General features: G+C 67.3%; 16 protein-coding genes and 5 pseudogenes. 10 read left to right on the plus strand and 11 right to left on the minus strand.

The window, feature by feature from the left end; translation table 11 throughout:
* Positions 1–234: pseudogene (locus tag HMPREF0321_RS04775) on the minus strand (hypothetical protein); the annotation flags it as partial.
* 102 nt (positions 235–336) lie between these two features.
* Here HMPREF0321_RS04775 and HMPREF0321_RS04780 point away from each other — a divergent pair.
* Positions 337–1,098, plus strand: a complete 762-nt coding sequence (locus HMPREF0321_RS04780) for a helix-turn-helix transcriptional regulator (RefSeq protein WP_136788242.1) — start codon at positions 337–339, stop codon at positions 1,096–1,098.
* Here HMPREF0321_RS04780 and HMPREF0321_RS04785 read toward each other — a convergent pair.
* From HMPREF0321_RS04785 to HMPREF0321_RS04815, 7 genes and pseudogenes are all read right to left on the minus strand, one after another.
* The gene (locus tag HMPREF0321_RS04785; protein ID WP_240742479.1) at positions 1,091–1,339 is read right to left on the minus strand and encodes a transposase; all 249 of its coding nucleotides are present in this window, start codon (positions 1,337–1,339) and stop codon (positions 1,091–1,093) included. The genes HMPREF0321_RS04780 and HMPREF0321_RS04785 overlap by 8 nt on opposite strands.
* Positions 1,288–1,929: a cytochrome c biogenesis protein gene (locus HMPREF0321_RS17350; protein WP_006944613.1), complete on the minus strand. Its 642-nt coding sequence runs from the start codon at positions 1,927–1,929 to the stop codon at positions 1,288–1,290. Before HMPREF0321_RS17350 ends, HMPREF0321_RS04785 begins: the two co-directional genes overlap by 52 nt.
* The gene (locus HMPREF0321_RS04795; protein WP_006944738.1) at positions 1,929–2,696 is read right to left on the minus strand and encodes a cytochrome c biogenesis CcdA family protein; all 768 of its coding nucleotides are present in this window, start codon (positions 2,694–2,696) and stop codon (positions 1,929–1,931) included. The genes HMPREF0321_RS17350 and HMPREF0321_RS04795 overlap by 1 nt, the downstream gene beginning before the upstream one ends.
* On the minus strand, positions 2,693–3,307 hold the full coding sequence (locus tag HMPREF0321_RS04800; protein ID WP_006944694.1) for a TlpA disulfide reductase family protein: 615 nt from the start codon (positions 3,305–3,307) through the stop codon (positions 2,693–2,695). Before HMPREF0321_RS04800 ends, HMPREF0321_RS04795 begins: the two co-directional genes overlap by 4 nt.
* Positions 3,307–3,993, minus strand: a complete 687-nt coding sequence (locus HMPREF0321_RS04805; protein ID WP_006944756.1) for a histidine phosphatase family protein — start codon at positions 3,991–3,993, stop codon at positions 3,307–3,309. The genes HMPREF0321_RS04800 and HMPREF0321_RS04805 overlap by 1 nt, the downstream gene beginning before the upstream one ends.
* Positions 3,994–3,995: 2 nt before the next feature.
* Positions 3,996–5,329, minus strand: a pseudogene (hemL, locus tag HMPREF0321_RS04810) (glutamate-1-semialdehyde 2,1-aminomutase).
* A gap of 45 nt (positions 5,330–5,374) precedes the next feature.
* Positions 5,375–5,839 (minus strand): MarR family winged helix-turn-helix transcriptional regulator, encoded by a 465-nt coding sequence (locus HMPREF0321_RS04815; RefSeq protein WP_006944617.1) that lies wholly within the window; start codon positions 5,837–5,839, stop codon positions 5,375–5,377.
* Between the two features lie 212 nt (positions 5,840–6,051).
* Between HMPREF0321_RS04815 and HMPREF0321_RS04820 the strand changes: the two genes are divergently transcribed.
* A complete protein-coding gene (locus HMPREF0321_RS04820) occupies positions 6,052–6,582 on the plus strand; it encodes a YceI family protein (protein ID WP_006944768.1) in 531 nt (176 codons plus the stop codon).
* A 102-nt stretch (positions 6,583–6,684) separates the two neighbouring features.
* Here HMPREF0321_RS04820 and HMPREF0321_RS16965 read toward each other — a convergent pair whose 3' ends face one another.
* A complete protein-coding gene (locus HMPREF0321_RS16965; protein WP_006944821.1) occupies positions 6,685–6,939 on the minus strand; it encodes an Lrp/AsnC ligand binding domain-containing protein in 255 nt (84 codons plus the stop codon).
* A complete protein-coding gene (locus HMPREF0321_RS16970; RefSeq protein WP_254653968.1) occupies positions 6,905–7,084 on the minus strand; it encodes an Lrp/AsnC family transcriptional regulator in 180 nt (59 codons plus the stop codon). The genes HMPREF0321_RS16965 and HMPREF0321_RS16970 overlap by 35 nt, the downstream gene beginning before the upstream one ends.
* Before the next feature lie 270 nt (positions 7,085–7,354).
* Here HMPREF0321_RS16970 and HMPREF0321_RS04830 point away from each other — a divergent pair, with 270 nt between their 5' ends.
* From HMPREF0321_RS04830 to HMPREF0321_RS15420, 3 genes and pseudogenes are all read left to right on the plus strand, one after another.
* Positions 7,355–7,633, plus strand: a complete 279-nt coding sequence (locus tag HMPREF0321_RS04830) for a PLP-dependent transferase (protein WP_006944766.1) — start codon at positions 7,355–7,357, stop codon at positions 7,631–7,633.
* A gap of 96 nt (positions 7,634–7,729) precedes the next feature.
* Positions 7,730–9,029 (plus strand): annotated as a pseudogene (locus HMPREF0321_RS04835) (ISL3 family transposase); the annotation flags it as partial.
* Between the two features lie 213 nt (positions 9,030–9,242).
* Positions 9,243–9,794, plus strand: a complete 552-nt coding sequence (locus HMPREF0321_RS15420) for a M48 family metalloprotease (protein ID WP_074045820.1) — start codon at positions 9,243–9,245, stop codon at positions 9,792–9,794.
* Between the two features lie 78 nt (positions 9,795–9,872).
* Here HMPREF0321_RS15420 and HMPREF0321_RS16700 read toward each other — a convergent pair whose 3' ends face one another.
* A complete protein-coding gene (locus HMPREF0321_RS16700; RefSeq protein WP_040014492.1) occupies positions 9,873–10,118 on the minus strand; it encodes a peptidoglycan-binding protein in 246 nt (81 codons plus the stop codon).
* A gap of 54 nt (positions 10,119–10,172) precedes the next feature.
* On the opposite strand from HMPREF0321_RS16700, the gene HMPREF0321_RS04845 reads away from it, so the two are divergent.
* The 5 genes and pseudogenes from HMPREF0321_RS04845 (at position 10,173) to HMPREF0321_RS04860 (ending at position 13,413) form a co-directional block, all read left to right on the plus strand.
* A complete protein-coding gene (locus HMPREF0321_RS04845) occupies positions 10,173–11,417 on the plus strand; it encodes an IS256 family transposase (protein ID WP_040014493.1) in 1,245 nt (414 codons plus the stop codon).
* Between the two features lie 53 nt (positions 11,418–11,470).
* A pseudogene (locus tag HMPREF0321_RS16705) lies at positions 11,471–11,626 on the plus strand (IS30 family transposase); the annotation flags it as partial.
* A 4-nt stretch (positions 11,627–11,630) separates the two neighbouring features.
* Positions 11,631–11,924, plus strand: a pseudogene (locus tag HMPREF0321_RS04850) (integrase core domain-containing protein); the annotation flags it as partial.
* 173 nt (positions 11,925–12,097) lie between these two features.
* Positions 12,098–12,673, plus strand: a complete 576-nt coding sequence (locus HMPREF0321_RS04855) for a TlpA disulfide reductase family protein (RefSeq protein WP_040014494.1) — start codon at positions 12,098–12,100, stop codon at positions 12,671–12,673.
* The gene (locus HMPREF0321_RS04860) at positions 12,670–13,413 is read left to right on the plus strand and encodes a cytochrome c biogenesis CcdA family protein (protein ID WP_006944749.1); all 744 of its coding nucleotides are present in this window, start codon (positions 12,670–12,672) and stop codon (positions 13,411–13,413) included. Before HMPREF0321_RS04855 ends, HMPREF0321_RS04860 begins: the two co-directional genes overlap by 4 nt.
* Positions 13,414–13,455 lie beyond the last annotated feature (42 nt).

The raw sequence follows: 13,455 nt of genomic DNA on the forward strand, positions 1-13,455 counted from the left end.
CTCAGGTAGGAAGAGCCCGCAAACGGCGAAGGCGGTAGAGATCCATTGGAGGTCGGCGATCGCGAAGCCCACATCGCTTCCGATGCGCGGTAGCGCCACATTGAGGATGGAGAAGTCCACGGCGAGAGTGAAGCTCGCCGTGAGGAGGACGAAGAGCGCCATGCGCTCACGGGTGCCGAAGGCGGCATCCGCGGCGGCCTGATCAGCAGGCGCGAGCGAAGAATCGGTGGTCATGCGGTCAACCCTCGGGCCGCGCCACCGGAGCAGCCAGATCCCTGCGCTTGGTACCCCTGACAGGGGCACTCTCCGCAGTAAAGCGTGAGCCACACTGGACCGGTGCGACCTCAACAGCAGCGTGTCCGGCCCGCGAACGAGCTCGGTGATTTCCTCCGCAGCCGGCGCGGTGCGGTCACTCCCGACCGGGCAGGGATCACGGTTTGGGGAACGCGCCGGGTGCCTGGGCTGCGACGCGAGGAACTCGCTCAGATCGCTGGTATCTCCGCCAACTACTACACGCGACTAGAACAAGGGCAATCGACCAATGCCAGCGACGCGATCATTGATGCGCTGGCGCGAGCCCTGAACCTTGACGACGCCGAACGGGCGCATCTGTTCGAGCTAGCGCGGCCTACGCCTGCCAAGCGTCGTCGGACCGCCCGCGCCGAGATCCCGAACGGCGGAGCCCTCGTGCTTCTCACCTCGATGCCCACCGTGCCCGCACTGTTGCTCGGCCGCCGTAACGACATCCTGGCCTGGAACCAACTCGGGCACGTGCTGGTCGCTGGCCACCTCCCCTTCGCGGCCCCGGAGGACCCCGCAACCCGCCCGAACCAGTTGCGGCTGCTATTTCTCGACCCCCACACCCGCGAACTGCACCGCGACTGGGCCGATGAAGCAGCACGGGCTGTCGCCTCGCTGCGCTACGTCGCCGCACAGTACCCCGACGACCGCCTGCTCGCCGAACTTGTTGGCGACCTCTCGATGAACAGCCCTGACTTTGCCCGGCTTTGGGCCAAGCATGACGTTCGACTCTGCTCGAGCGGTACAAAGCACCTGCACCATCCCCAGGTCGGCGAACTTGTGTCCCGCGTCAAGTAGTTGGCAGGATTTCGGTGGTTTGAAATGTCGGGATCGTCGGGTCGGCGATCCCCAGATGGACGTCGAGTGGCCGGTTCCAGGCGATGGCTTCGTGCGGGCGGATGGAGTTGTACTCCAGTCGGTACTCCTGGGCGTGCTTGGCGAGCATGACGGCGTCGGCGATCTCATCGATGTAGAGCCGTTCGTACTTCAAGGTGCCGAACCCGCGTTCGCGTGACCCGTTCTGCCCCGGGGTCCGCACGCGGGTGCGGACGTGGCGCAGCTCGGGGTGGGTCGGAGAACCTCGCGCGCGGCCTGCGCGACGGCCTCGGGGCTGGCGTCGAGCGTTTCGTTGCGGTGAGCCGGCAGGAGCTTGATGTTGCGCGGCATCTTCGGCGGCCCGGAACGCATCGCCTTCCAGTGCACCTTGGTGCGCGGGATGATGCAGCCGATGAGCGAGACGGCGAGCAACAGGTAGATCGCGGCGAACCACGGCGTGCTGTAGACGTTGAACATCCCGAGGCGATCGAGCCACGGGAACAGGTCGGGATGGTCCTGCTCGTACTGGGTGACGCGGGTGGCGTCGATCGAGCGCTGCGGGAAGATCGAGCCCGGCACGGCCGCGATGGCCACGAGCAGCAGCAGGAACAGCGCCGTGCGCATCGTCGTCAGCTGGCGCCAGAACCAGCGCAGCATGCCGACGACACCGATGCTCGCGCCGGCCTTGACCGACGTGCCGGACTTGCCACCGGCCTTCGCGCCGCCTCGCGGCGACTTCTTGGCGGCTGCGCCCTCCGCTGCGTCGTCGCTGGTCTCGGGCCCGTTGTTGCCCGGGGCCTTCTTGGCTGCCACTAGATCACCGTTTCGAACTGGTTGACGAGGTTGGACTGGACGAGGGCCATGAGTTCCTCCCACAGCCCGCTCACCATGAGCAAGCCCATGGCGATCATGAGAGTGCCGCCGACGATCTGGATCGGACGGTGGTGGTCACGAAGCCACTTCGACGCCTTCTCGGCACGGCTCCACCCAGCGGCGATGAGGATGAACGGCAGGCCCATGCCGAGCGCGTAACAGACGGTGAGGAACAGAGCCCTCCCCTGGCTGTCCGCGTTGAGGGACGTATTGGCCGCCACCAGCGTGCCGAGAACCGGCGAGATGCAGGGAGCCATCCCGAGACCGAACGCGGCACCGAGCAACGGTGCCCCGACGAGGCCCGCGGCCGGGCGCCAGCGCACCGTGAAGCCTCGCTGGCCCACGACGCCGAGGAACATGAGCCCCATGAGGATGACGATGACGCCGCCGATGCGCGTGAGCAGGCTGCGGTGAGCGCCGACCGTGTCGTAGACGAGGCTGACGGCGGCCTGGATGCCGACGAAGACGACGGAGAATCCGAGCACGAACAGGCACGCGCCGAGCACGAGTCGGGTGCGTCGCTTCTCGTCCGTCAAGCCCGTGACGTAGGCGAGGAAGCCCGGCACGAGCGGCAGCACACACGGCGACGCGAACGAGACGACCCCCGCGAGCGCAGCGAAGAAGATCGCGAGCGGCAACGCGCCGTTCGCGACGATCTGTTCGGGGGAACTCGTCAGGTGAGCGAGCGCCGCAACGCCGGAGCTCAAGCCTTCTCCGCGAGCACCTTGTCGACCATGTTCCGCACCGTGGTCTCGGTGGTGGAACCGGAGACGCGTGCCGCGATGCGCCCCTGCTTGTCGAGCACGAGCGTCGTCGGCGTTGCGACGACCTTGCGCTGCAGACCCTGCAGGTTCTGCCCGTCGTCGTTCTTCAGCGACGGGTAGGTGGCGCCCCACTTCTTGAGCGTGGACTTAGCGACGGCGTCGGAGTCACGCTGGTCGAGGCCCATGAACACGACGGGCTTGTTCGCGTTGTCGTAGTTCTTCCACGCCTTCTCGAGGTGCGGCGTCTCGGCCTGGCACGGGCCGCACCACGCGCCCCATACGTTGAGGACGACGACCTTGCCGCGCTCGGACTCCACGTTCCACTTCTTGCCGTCCAGCGTCTCGCCGGTGAGCTTCACGGGCTCGGCACGCTTGGCGGCCGCAAGTTCTTCGACGGAACCGTCACCGGCCACATAGCCCTTGTTGTCGCCGGCTTGGGCCTGCTTGCTGATGCTGTCGTTCTGCTCGCTACCGCACGCACTCAGACCGAGGGTGACGGCAAGGGCGAGCGACGTCGCTGCGGTTGCCTTGAGCGATCGGGCACGGCGCGCCATCAGGCACCCACCGACTGTGTCGAGTTGGGCAGCAGGCGACCCGCGGGCTCGGCGTACTGGACGCCGGTGATCTCGTCACCGGTGAACTCGATCGTCGTGACCGACGCGAGCGTGCACTCACGCGATCGCGGGTCGTGCCACAGGCGCTTGCCCTCGGCGAAGCGACGGGCCGTCCACACGGGCAGCTGGTGGCTGACGACGGCGGCCTCGTGTCCGGCCGCGGCGTCACGGGCGTCGAGGATGGCGGTGTACATGCGCTCGGCGATCTCCTGGTACGGCTCTCCCCAGCTCGGCCGCAGCGGGTTGACGAGCTTCGGCCAGAAGCGGGGCTGGAGCAGTTGCTTGGGGTTCGATCCAACGGTCAGGCCCTCGAAATCGTTCCCGGCTTCGATGACGCGCGGGTCGAGGACGACGGGCAGATCGAGCTTCTCGGCGAGCGGCGCGGCCGTCTCCTGCGCACGCTCGAGCGGCGAGCTGACGAGGTAGGTGATGTCGCGCGGAGCGAGCCACTGGCTCGTCAGTTCGGCCATCTCACGGCCGAGCTCGGAGAGGTGGTAGCCGTCGAGGCGCCCGTAGAGCACCTTCTTCGGGTTGAACACCTCGCCGTGACGCACGAGGTGCACCAGCGTCTTCGTCGTGGGGGTGGGGGCCTCGGTCGACGGGGAAAGCGGGACGTCGTTCGTCATGGTCAGAGTGTCGCAGCCGAGTCTGTGGGAGCGGCCGCGGCTCGCGCGGCGACAGGAAGGGCGTCGATCACATGCGCGACGGCCTCGTCGTCGTGCGAGGCGGAGACGAACCACGACTCGTAGGCCGACGGCGGCAGGTGGACGCCCTGGTCGAGCATTGCGTTGAAGAAGCGCGAGAAGGCCTCGGTGTCCTGGTCCTTCGCGTCGTCGTAGTTCGTGACCGCGCCGTCGCGGAAGAAGATCGAGAACATCGAGCTCGCCCACTGCACGGTGTGCGGTACACCGGCCTTCGTCAGTTCGGCGGAGGCGGCGTCGGCGATGGCGTGCGCCGTGGAGTCGAGGTGGGCGTAGACCTCGTCGGTGCAGCCTTGCAGCGTGGCGAGGCCGGCGGCCGTGGCCACGGGGTTACCCGCCAGCGTGCCCGCCTGGTAGACGGGACCGTCGGGCGCCAGCATGCCCATGAGGTCGGCGCGGCCACCGAAGGCGGCCGCGGGGAAGCCACCGCCCATGACCTTGCCGAAGGTGAACAGGTCGGGGGCGCTCTCACCTCACCCTGCTGGCCCTCGTGGCCGAACCAGCCGGCGGCGGAGCAGCGGAAGCCCGTCATCACCTCGTCGGAGACGAGCAGGGCGCCGTGCTTGGTCGTGATGTCGCGCAGCGCCTTCGTGAAACCGGCTGCGGGCGGCACGACGCCCATGTTGCCGGGCGATGCCTCGGTGATCACGGCGGCGATCTCGTCACCGTGCTCGGCGAAGGCGGTCTCGAGCGCGGAGACGTCGTTGTAGGGCAGGACGATGGTCTCGCCGGCGCTCGACTTCGGCACGCCGGCCGTGTCGGGAAGGGCGAAGGTGGCGACGCCGGAGCCGGCTGCGGCGAGCAGCGCGTCGACGTGGCCGTGGTAGCAGCCTGCGAACTTCACGATCTTGCTCCGGCCCGTGGCGCCGCGCGCGAGGCGGATGGCCGACATCGTTGCCTCGGTGCCGGAGGAGACGAGGCGCACCTGCTCGACGGGCTCCACGCGGCGCACGATCTCGGTGGCGAGGGCAACCTCGTTCTCACTCGGGGTGCCGAAGCTGAAGCCGCGCGAGGCCGCGTCCTGGACGGCGGCCATGACGTCGGGGTGGGCGTGGCCGAGGATCATCGGGCCCCACGAGCAGATGAGGTCGACATAGCGGTTGCCGTCGACGTCCGTGAGCCACGGCCCCTTCGCCTCGCGGATGAACCGCGGCGTGCCACCGACGGCACGGAAGGCGCGCACCGGCGAGTTCACCCCGCCGGGCGTCACCGTGCGCGCGTGGGCCAGGAGTTCTGCGGACTTCGAGGTGCTTCCACTCATGTTGTCCATTCTCCCACCGCCCCCTGACAACGCCCTTGGCGGGCCTCAGCCCCGCTCGCCACCGACTTGCTCGTGCACGCGGCGCATGCCGTCACCGACGATGCTCAGTTGGTCGCCATCCATGGTGTCGACGAAGTATCGACGCACGCTCGCGACGTGAACGGGGGCTGCGAGCAGGAGGGCGTCGTAGCCGCCGTCGGTGAGGACGAGTTCGACCCCGCGCGAATCGCTGGAACACGACTCCCGCGTCACCCACCCGCGTCGCTGCAGGCGCGTGGCGGTGTGCGTGATGCGGCTGCGGGACTGGACGACGAGGTCGGCGAGCGCCCCCATCCGCAGACGACGCCCCTCGGCCTCGGACAGCATCGAGAGGATCTCGTACTCGGCCAGCGACATGCCGTGGTCGAGGAGTTCGCGATCGAGCGCGAGGCTCAGCGCGCGCGATGCCCGCAGGTAGTGACGCCATGCCGTCTGCTCGTCCTCATCGAGCCAGCGCGTCTCTTTCGTCATCCTCCACCGTCCGTTTCGTGCTTCACCACCGTCGCGCGCCCCTACCGTCCGGTGTCCGACCGGAGGGTTGATTCACGTTTCGTTCAGTGTCAACGCTTTCGTGTGGACATCTTGTTTCCGTCCACGTTTCTTCAGTGTAGTTGAATGTTCAACTATCTGCGTGTATCGTCATTTCAGTACCGACCACACATCGCAACGGAAGGACCACAACCATGGTTTCCCTCAACGACATCGCTCCCGGCACCTGGAACATCGACGCCGACCACACGGAGATCGGCTTCGTCGCGCGCCACCTCGCCGTCACCAAGGTGAAGGGTCGCTTCACGGACGTCAGCGTCAACGCGGAGGTCGCCGAGGACCGCAAGAACTCGACGCTCGAGTTCACCGTGCAGACGGCATCGGTCCAGACCCGTAACGCCGACCGCGACGGTCACCTCAAGAGCGCTGACTTCTTCGACGTCGAGAAGTACCCGACGATGACGTTCAATGCCACGAACATCGGCGACGACACCATCACGGGCGACCTGACGATCAAGGACGTGACGAAGCCCGTCACGTTCGACTACGAGTTCAACGGCATCTCCGACGACCCGTGGGGCGGCACCCGCGCCGGCTTCGAGGCCCAGGGCGAGATCAACCGCAAGGACTTCGGCCTCAGCTTCGACGCCGCAGCCCCCGGCGGCAACGCGCTCGTCTCCGACAAGATCAAGATCAACCTCGACCTCGAGTTCGCCAAGGCCTGATCACACCAGCCTTCACGAAGAGGCCGCGGTACCCGTTCGGGTACCGCGGCCTCTTCGTGAATCGCCCTTCGCCCCTCGCCCTTCATCGCGGGCCGTCGCGCCTCAGCCGAGAGGGCGGGAACCGCGAATACGTTCGTAGATGAGGCTCGTCTCGGCGTGCACGACGCCGGGCAGCACCGCGAGGTGGTCGAGCACGATGTCGCGCAGGGCGTCGGGAGACTGCGTACAGACGTGGACGAGGAAGTCGTTCTCCCCCGTCACGTGGAAGGCCGCGAGGACGCCGGGCACATCGGCGACTGCGGCGTGGAAGCCGTCGATGTCGTCACGTGTGTGGCCCGTGAAGCGCAGCGCGATCATGGCCTCGAGGGGGCACGTCGAGCGAGCCGAGATCGACGTCGGCGTGGACGCCCGCGATGACGCCCCGCTCGCGCAACACACGCAACCGGCCGCTGCACGTCGACTCCGGCACGCCGACCTGCCGCGCGAGTTCGGCGTTCGACATCCGGCCGTCCTCGAGAAGTAGCTCGATGAGCCGACGATCGACGGCGTCAGGGCTCCACGCGGGGCCGAGTAACGGTCGTCGAACCTGCGAGTCGCCGGACGAACGAGCACTCGATTTCGCACCTTCCACGGGAGACTGACCCCTTTCGGAGGATTCGGCGAGATGTTGCCACTATTTCGCAGACCCCACACGCTATGTGATGTGAAACACATCTCTTCACTCATGACGGACGCCGTCCACGCGGGCCGCGAAGACCTCGCCTAGCTCGGGGTGCACGTCGCAGGAATCGATCAGTCGACCACCTACCCCGTCACCGGCGTGACGCAGGGCGGTGACTCGTACGAGCAGATGGCAACCGGTGGTCGCCCGCGCCCCGGTGATTCGTACGTGTACCAGCGTCTGTGGAACCCGAACGTCGACCGCTTCGAGCGTGGGCTCGCCACGATGGAGGGCGCCGAGGAAGGCGTCGCGTTCTCGACCGGGATGGCAGCGATCAGCGCCGTCCTGCTCGCCTGCCTCGCGGCGGGCAAACCGGCTCTTCACAGATGAGGGTGTAGTCGGCGCTGGCGCGTCGGTCCGGAGGTAGGTGTCGAGGTCTTCCGAAGATGGAGGTTCCTACACGCAGCCATCCGAAAGACCTCGACGTTGCCTGACGCTACCTTCACGTGCCCTGACCTGACCACCTTCACGCGCGTTGACGACCTTGGCCTGGAGATCACCGGGCAACTTCTCGAGCCGGATCGTGCGGTGCTGGCCTGCCGGGTCGTCGAACCGGACGACTGGTGCCGCCGGTGTGGCTGCCGAGGGGTATCCCGGGACACCGTGACCCGGGAGCTGGCGCACGAGCCGTTCGGGTGGCGCCCCACGACCTTGCTGGTCACCGTGCGCCGGTACCGGTGTGCCGAGTGCGCTCACGTGTGGCGTCAGGACACCACCGCCGCGGCCGAGCCGCGGGCGAAGATCTCCCGCGCCGGGCTGCGTTGGGGCCTGGTCGCGATCGTGGTCCAGCACCTGTCCATGGCCCGCGTCGCCGAAGGACTCGCGGTGTCGTGGAATACCGCCAACGACGCTGTTCTGGCCGAAGGTCAACGCCTGCTGATCGATAACCCGTCCCGCTTGGACGGCGTCCGCGTGGTCGGGGTCGACGAGCATGTCTGGCGGCACACGAGGAAGGGCGACAAGTACGTCACTGTGATCATCGACCTCACCCCGGTGCGCGACGGCACCGGCCCCTCCCGCCTGCTGGCGATGCTCGATGGCCGTTCGAAGAAGGCGTTCCAGGACTGGCTCGCCGAGCGGGACCAAGCCTGGCGGAGGGGTATCGAGGTCGTCGCGATGGATGGCTTCTTCGGGTTCAAGACCGCCACCACCGAAGAGCTGCCGGACGCCGTCTGCGTGATGGACCCCTTCCACGTGGTCCGCCTGGCCGGCGACGCCCTCGACGATTGCCGCCGCCGGGTCCAGCAAGAGCTCCACGGACACCGCGGACGCAAGGGCGACCCGCTCTACACCGCGCGGCGGACTCTGCACACCGGTGCCGACCTGGTCACCGGCCGCCAACACGAGCGCCTCGAGTCCCTCTTCGCCGACGAACGCCACATCCAGGTCGAGTGCACCTGGGGGATCTATCAGCGCATGATCTCCGCCTACCGTCACCACGACCGGAGCGTCGGCCGCGTCGAGATGAGCTCCGTGATCGACGCCCTCGCCGATGGTGTGCCCACGGCGTTGGTCGAGCTGCGCAAGCTGGGCCGCACCCTGGCCAGACGCGTCTGTGACGTCCTGGCCTACTTCGACCGGCCGCGCACCAGCAACGGACCCACCGAAGCCGTGAACGGACGCCTTGAGCACCTACGCGGGCGCCCTCGGCTTCCGCAACCTCACCCACTACATCGCCCGAGCACTCCTGGAAGCCGGGGGATTCAGACCCCAACTACACCCTCAATCTGTGAAGAGCCGGTTTGCTGTCGGATGGGCCTACAGGGGATCGCCCGCAGCCGAGCGGAATCTCATCAGGGCGGTGCTCAAATGGAAGCCCGTAGGGGAAGCTCGAACCGTTCTGGGCGCAGACACGGTCAACCTTCTAGAGGAAGCAGGCGTCGCGCTCCAGGACGTATACATCTTCCGTACCAACCTGAGGAATGCGCCCCCGTGTGCCATGTTTCGCCGCAGCGTAGGTTTCTGCGGCGAGGACGTCGACGCCCTCGAGGATGAGGGAGCGATACCCCCTGAGGTTCTCGCCGGCGTCGTGGCGCACGAGATCGGCCACCTGAGGGGAGGCCAACTCGTGCACCCGGTCGTTTATTGGATGATGACGCCCGCCCTCTTCTGCGGACGCATGTTCAATGCGGCGACGGGCGGAGTGTTCCGCCAACTCCGCCATGACCTCGGGCATTTTGCGACCTTCGCTGTCGGCGCCGTGGCCGCCCTCATGCTCTTGGGCCTGCTGCGCAACCACCCTGTAGCCCTTGGTGCGGGCGTAGCCTGCGCACTGATCTGGACAGGGCTGCTACTGGCCCTGCGCGCCGCCGACCGCGCTGAAGAGTTCCGCGCCGACGACTTCGTGAAGAAGCACGGCCTCGCGCCCGGCTTGACCTCCTACCTCGAAAACCAGCACGACAATGGCAACGAAGAGAGTCAGACGCCACCCATGTCGTGGCTCAACACCCACCCCCCACTGATCGAACGCATCGAACTCCTGGAGAACTGACAGACTCCCCCGCGCCCAGCGAACGCGAAGGAGGGGTCGGTGATTCCACTGGAATCACCACCCCTCCTTCGCGTTCGCTCAGGCGTCCACGTAGTACATGTGGAGCGCGCGGAAGGTGGCCCGGCCGGCGACACCGTCTACGCCGAGGTGGTGCGCGCGCTGGAAGCGCACGACGGCCGCGCGGGTCTGCGGGCCGAAGACGCCGTCAGCGCGAATGCCGAGGTGGCGCTGCAAGTTCGCCACCGAGGCGCGCAGAGTGGAGTCCAGCAGAGTGGTGTACGACGGACCTGAGTGAGCGCGTGCCTTCAACGTAGGCGCGGCCACCAGGTGGATCCTTCGAGTGATCTCTCACAACCAACCTCGAAGAAGGACACCTTGATGACCGCTGGACCCAGTATCGACCCTGCCCGTTTCCTGAACGAGCAGCTGTCCCAGGCGAGCCCCGATCTGATGCGGGACCTGCTCACCACCTTCGTCAATGCACTGCTGTCCGCCCAGGCCGACGCGGTGTGCGGTGCCGGCTACAACGAACGGACCCCGGAGCGGGTCAACTCCCGCAACGGCTACCGCCACCGCGACCTCGACACCCGCGTCGGCACCCTGGATGTCGCCGTCCCCAAGCTACGCACCGGGTCGCTGTATCCGGAGTGGCTGCTCGAGCGCAGGAAGCGTGCCGAACGAGCACTGACCAGCGTGGTGGCGACCTGCTACCTCCTCGGCGTCTCGACGCGGCGGATGGACAAGCTCGTCCAGACTCTCGGGATCACCGGCCTGTCGAAGTCCCAGGTCTCGGTGATGGCCAAGGAACTCGACGAGCACGTCGAAGAGTTCCGCACCCGACGACTCGAAGACGCCGGGCCGTTCACGTTCGTCGCCGCTGACGCGCTGGTGTTGAAGGTCCGCGAAGGTGGCCGTGTGGTGCCGGTGCACGTGCTGGTCGCGACCGGTGTCAACGCTGACGGGCACCGCGAGATCCTCGGCGCGCAGGTCACCACCAGCGAGGACGGCGCCGGCTGGCTCGCGTTCTGGAGGGATCTGACCGCCCGCGGCCTCACGGGGGTCAAGCTCGTCACCTCTGACGCCCACGCCGGGCTCGTAGCTGCGATCGCGGCCACGAGCCCGGGCGCCGGTTGGCAGCGCTGCCGGACCCACTACGCGGCCAACCTGATGTCCGCGACCCCGAAGACCAACTGGCCGTGGGTCAAGGCGTTGCTGCACTCGATCTACGACCAGCCCGATGCTGAGGCCGTGCACGCCCAGTTCGACCGCGTCGTCGACGCCCTGCACGAGAAGCTCCCGGCGGTGGCTGAACATCTCGAAGGTGCCAAGGCGGACATTCTGGCGTTCACGCCGTTCCCGAAAGAGGTCTGGCGTCAGATCTGGTCGAACAACCCGAACGAGCGGCTCAACCGCGAAATCCGCCGGCGCACCGACGTGGTCGGGATCTTCCCCGACCGCGCATCCATCATCCGGCTCGTCGGCGCCGTCCTGGCCGAGCAACACGACGAGTGGGCCGAAGGCCGCCGCTACCTCGGCCTCGACGTCCTCGCCCGCGCACAAGCCGTCGACACCACCACCGAGGAGGTGACCACCGAACTCGAACTACAGGCCCTCACAGCCTGACAACACGACCAACCGAGGGATCAACCTCGTACACCACCCCAGCGGACTTGACCACCGACCTCGCCCGCTGGGGCCAAGACGAACTCCAAGCCGTCGCGCACGCCCTGAACACCCGCCCCCGCAAGGCACTCGGCTGGAAGACCCCCGCAGAAGCCTTCAACGAAGAACTACTGTTGCTGGCACAAGCCGGTGTTGCATCGACCAGTTGAACCCAGTCAGTACACCTCGGCCCAACTCGCCGAGGCCGCAGAAGAGCTCGATGTTCGATTGTCGGTCGGGCGCACCGGGGTCTGTTGGGACAACGCGCAACAGGAATCTTTCTGGTCAACCCTGAAAACCGAGTACTACCATAGGTATTCGTTCACGACCCGGGCCGAAGCCATCACCGGAGTCAGTACCTGGATCGACACGGTCTACAACCGTCGCAGGCGGCACAGCGCCCTCGGTCAGATCAGCCCGACAGCGTTCGAAGACCAACTCACCACCGCGGCTGCTGAAGCCGCATAACCGATGTCCACCAGACGGGGTCAACCCCAGGATGCTTGAGCTGGTGGAGCGCCGGCCGCGGGAAAGCGATTGGGCGGACCCGGCGCTTCGACTCACTCCACCACGGTCGGTAGTAATAGAGTGCGCGGGTGCGTAGCCTTCGTCGGTCCCCGTTCCAGCGTCGGCTCGCTGCTGTGGCGGCAGCGGCCGTGGTGCTGGCCGGAGCCGCTGCTTGTGGTGATGGTTCGAACTCGATTGCTGGCCAGGCCAAGCGTGGCGACAACAAGGGGTACGTCGCCGGTAACGGCCAGATCGAGGTGATCGCACCTGGGAAGCGAAAGAAGCCCGTGGCGCTGGAGGGTACGACCCTGGAGGGCAAGGCGTGGTCGCTCAGCTCGGCCCGCGGCCAGGTGGTGCTGCTGAACTTCTGGGGCTCGTGGTGTCCGCCGCGCCAGAAGGAGCTACCACAGCTGCAGAGCGCCTGGACCCGCTACCGTGCGGCCGGTGCGCCGGTGCAGTTCATGGGTGTACTACAGAAGGACTCAGTGACCTCTGCCAGCGCGACCGCGGCCAAGTTCGGTGTGCGCTATCCCTCCCTGCGCGATGACGGCGGCAAGTCGTTGCTGGGACTGCAGGGGAAGGTCGTCACGGTGCCGACCACATTGGTGATCGACAAGCAGGGCCGGATCGCCGCACGGGTGTCCGGTGAGTCAACCGAGACGACGTTCCGGTCCTTGGTCGACCAGATGCTCGCCGAGCCAGCAACATGACGTCCGACGCGGCCGACGTCGTCGCCAGCGGCAGCCTGCCGCTGGCCGTCATGCTGGCCGTGGCGGCCGGGACCGTCTCGTTCGCCTCGCCGTGCGTGCTGCCTTTGGTGCCCGGTTTCCTCGGCTACGTCACCGGACTGACCGACCACACCAGGCGTACGCGCGTCGTCGCCGGCGCCGCGCTGTTCGTGATCGGCTTCTCCGTCGTGTTCGTCAGCCTGTCGGTGGCGCTCAACGCGGCGATGAGCCTCTTCTTCGGCCACCGGGACCTGCTGATGCGCGGCGGTGGGGTCCTGGTCATCCTCCTGGCGCTGGTCTACCTCGGGTTCATCGGCCAGCGGGGACTGCCGGTCCGGTGGCGACCAGCCGCCGGGCTCCTCGGCGCGCCCGTCCTGGGCATGGTCTTCGGCATCGGCATGAGCCCATGCATCGGCCCCGTCTACGGCGCTATCCAGGTCGCCGCCTCACCGCTGAGCAACGACGGCGCGCCAGTCCTGCGCGGAGTACTGCTCGCAGCCGGCTACAGCCTGGGCCTGGGGTTGCCGTTCGTGCTGATCGCCGCAGGGTGGGCCCGCGCCGACCGCGCCTCACGCTGGCTGCGAACCCACCACCGGGCCACCCAGCGCCTGGGCGGCGTGCTCATGCTCGCCGTGGGTGTCCTGATGGTGACCGGTGCCTGGCAGTCCGCCATGACATGGATACAGGTCAACCTCAGCTCAGGTTTCACCCCCGCTCTGTGACCTGAGCCCCACCGGGCCACGACGACCGTCACCGCGCCCGAC

Source organism: Dermacoccus sp. Ellin185 (assembly GCF_000152185.1).
Taxonomy (GTDB): domain Bacteria; phylum Actinomycetota; class Actinomycetes; order Actinomycetales; family Dermatophilaceae; genus Dermacoccus; species Dermacoccus nishinomiyaensis.

Bases quoted from the DNA above. Each gene is read 5' to 3' on its own strand.
- HMPREF0321_RS04800 (WP_006944694.1), bottom strand. From the start codon at position 3,307: ATGGCGCGCCGTGCCCGATCGCTCAAGGCAACCGCAGCGACGTCGCTC.
- HMPREF0321_RS04805 (WP_006944756.1), bottom strand. From the start codon at position 3,993: ATGACGAACGACGTCCCGCTTTCCCCGTCGACCGAGGCCCCCACCCCC.
- HMPREF0321_RS04815 (WP_006944617.1), bottom strand. From the start codon at position 5,839: ATGACGAAAGAGACGCGCTGGCTCGATGAGGACGAGCAGACGGCATGG.
- HMPREF0321_RS04820 (WP_006944768.1), top strand. From the start codon at position 6,052: ATGGTTTCCCTCAACGACATCGCTCCCGGCACCTGGAACATCGACGCC.
- HMPREF0321_RS16965 (WP_006944821.1), bottom strand. From the start codon at position 6,939: ATGATCGCGCTGCGCTTCACGGGCCACACACGTGACGACATCGACGGC.
- HMPREF0321_RS16970 (WP_254653968.1), bottom strand. From the start codon at position 7,084: ATGTCGAACGCCGAACTCGCGCGGCAGGTCGGCGTGCCGGAGTCGACG.
- HMPREF0321_RS15420 (WP_074045820.1), top strand. From the start codon at position 9,243: ATGTTTCGCCGCAGCGTAGGTTTCTGCGGCGAGGACGTCGACGCCCTC.
- HMPREF0321_RS04845 (WP_040014493.1), top strand. From the start codon at position 10,173: ATGACCGCTGGACCCAGTATCGACCCTGCCCGTTTCCTGAACGAGCAG.
- HMPREF0321_RS04860 (WP_006944749.1), top strand. From the start codon at position 12,670: ATGACGTCCGACGCGGCCGACGTCGTCGCCAGCGGCAGCCTGCCGCTG.